Here is a 2,212-nt window from a genome sequence, read left to right as displayed (position 1 = left end):
GGGAATTGAAACTCATAAATAGGCTTATTGCACGATTCGCGTTGGCGGTAGAATTCATCTTATTGAAATCAAAACGGATCTACGCGATACATCTTTTGTGGCGGAAATGGATAGAATTCTAATCTCGCTATAAAATTTAAAAAGATTAGTTGTGGCTGGGATAAGATACAGCATGGGGCACTTATGTGAAATTTCATTCGGTTTCAATTTGCTCACCAAATATATTAAATTTATAGGTTACGAATGAAATTTTAAAGTTACTTATAGATTAAAATTTTAACGAACTGTATATTTGCCGCAATATAAATAGATTTAAATGCAACTCATTTAATAGCAAATTCAAAATATTTATAAAAATGCACGCTAGGGATCTTAAAAGCTAAGTTAAAGTAAGAATTCCGCATTAATTTCAATTAAATTTAGGCTACAAATTTAAGATTATGTGCCAAAGTTAGAATTTAAAATTAAATTAGATGATACCGAAGAGGCAGAAAGATGGAAAAAATTTTATAAAGCAGAATTTGGTAGCATCCTCTGAAACTGCAAAACAAAGAATATCGGCGTGGTCGTCATAAAAAGGAAAAATCATCTAAATTTAATGGATGTTACCGCCTTTGCCACATAAAGTAAATAAATAAATGCCTCCGCCAGTTATTTTTTAAAATTTTTAAAAAATTTCTTCAAAAGCGCCTTGTAAAAGATCGCGAATTTCGACTCTTTTTTCTCATAAATAACGCGAAAGACGCCCTGCAGATCCAGCTTTTCTTGCAAAGTAATGTTTTGCACTCTACTCTCCTATAAGTTTTTTTATCTTATGCAGCACAAACGCAGCGTCGTCGCTATCGAGCTCGCACAACATCTGGCATATCGCGGTCGCGGCCTGCGGCTTGGTCGTGCCCAAGCGCCAGTCCTGATACGTCCGCATCGACACGCCTAACCTCTGCGCCATCGCGGCGTGCGAGATCTTTTTGCCGTTGTTTTTGGCTTCGACGGCATTGTGCAAAATGTTGAATATATCGCTCGTTTCTAACATATGAAAATTATACAAATTTATTCGTTAATTATACATAAAATCGTATAAAATGAATAAAAATCGTGTCATTCATAAGTAAAAATAGCAAAACACTTCGTTTATCCGTGTGAATTATACAGAATACTGCATAAAATAAACATAAAATTTTATAAAATTTTGCATATTATGCCGTGAAGACGAACCGACTTGCGCAAATAGGTGTCTTACAGAACAGCACATTAAATTTTAAAACGGGGATAGAATGAAATTTTATAATCGAAGCTTTTGGGATTTGATTTTTTGATCGGTTCTGGTAGCAATTACGAACAAGATGGAATTTTACCCTATGCCGAGCCATATCTGCCATTACAAAGAGCGTTTCAATTCCTAGTGGAATAGAATTCTACGGAAAGGCGGTGAATGCGGGATATGTGAGTTTCGCATTTCAATTCCCGTTGGGAATTGAAACATCGTATCATACGAGGCAAAAACGGCAGATAATCAGTAGAATTCCATCCCGTTGGGAATTGAAACATACCGGTGAGTGCGAATTTCATATCCCGTATAAGTAGAATTCCATCCCGTTGGGAATTGAAACAGCTCGACTATCGCGTCAAGTCTATTGAAGATCGGGTAGAATTCCATCCCATTGGGAATTGAAACACGCTTATTTTATCGTTACTCCCGTCGTTTTGCCCGGTAGAATTCCATCCCATTGGGAATTGAAATACTCTATTTAAAATCTCATTTCCCTCTCACATAGTAGCATTCTATAGAATTTAAGAATTTACCGAGCATAATTCTACCCGATAAAATTTTTATCAAATTAAATTCTGGACTTGAAATTTTAAAATTTTATCGAGCAAGGCTCCGCATCTCAGAGCTTAGAATTTCAAATTTAAGAAGCAGCGACTTCAAGCTGCGTGGTTCAAAAAGCGAGGATTTAGATTATAAAATTTAAAAAGATAGATAGGGTTAGAATTTTAAAATTCGAAGTCGATGATCGAAATTCCAAACCGCGCAACTTGAAATTTCAAATCTGAAGCGGAGGCAAATTTAAAGATCGTTTCAAAATTTACCCCTTTTAAATTTCCATTTCTCAAGCTCTATTCATAAAATTTTGCGTATTAATTTATGCAAAATTTAGCCAAAAAAAGATGACTAAATCAACCTATCCGCATTAAATTTTATCGCTTCTTT

The 2,212-nt window shown here is 35.1% G+C and carries 2 protein-coding genes and 1 CRISPR repeat array; both genes read right to left on the bottom strand.

The features are described 5' to 3' along the window. Positions 1-651: 651 nt before the first annotated feature. Complete coding sequence (locus Q0256_RS09270; protein ID WP_005869088.1) at positions 652-786, bottom strand: hypothetical protein; 135 nt, start codon at positions 784-786, stop codon at positions 652-654. A gap of 1 nt (position 787) precedes the next feature. Continuing rightward, on the bottom strand, positions 788-1,033 hold the full coding sequence (locus Q0256_RS09265; RefSeq protein ID WP_040303199.1) for a helix-turn-helix transcriptional regulator: 246 nt from the start codon (positions 1,031-1,033) through the stop codon (positions 788-790). 418 nt (positions 1,034-1,451) lie between these two features. Further along, positions 1,452-1,742: a CRISPR direct-repeat array (repeat unit 31 nt; unit sequence GTAGAATTCCATCCCGTTGGGAATTGAAACA). Positions 1,743-2,212 lie beyond the last annotated feature (470 nt).

It is taken from the genome of uncultured Campylobacter sp. (assembly GCF_937949835.1).
Lineage (GTDB): Bacteria > Campylobacterota > Campylobacteria > Campylobacterales > Campylobacteraceae > Campylobacter_B.
Note: the sequence above shows the minus strand (reverse complement) of the source record. Positions and strands in the feature narration are given on the sequence as shown.

Coding starts and splice junctions, on each gene's coding strand:
- Q0256_RS09265 (WP_040303199.1), bottom strand. CDS start 1,033: ATGTTAGAAACGAGCGATATATTCAACATTTTGCACAATGCCGTCGAA.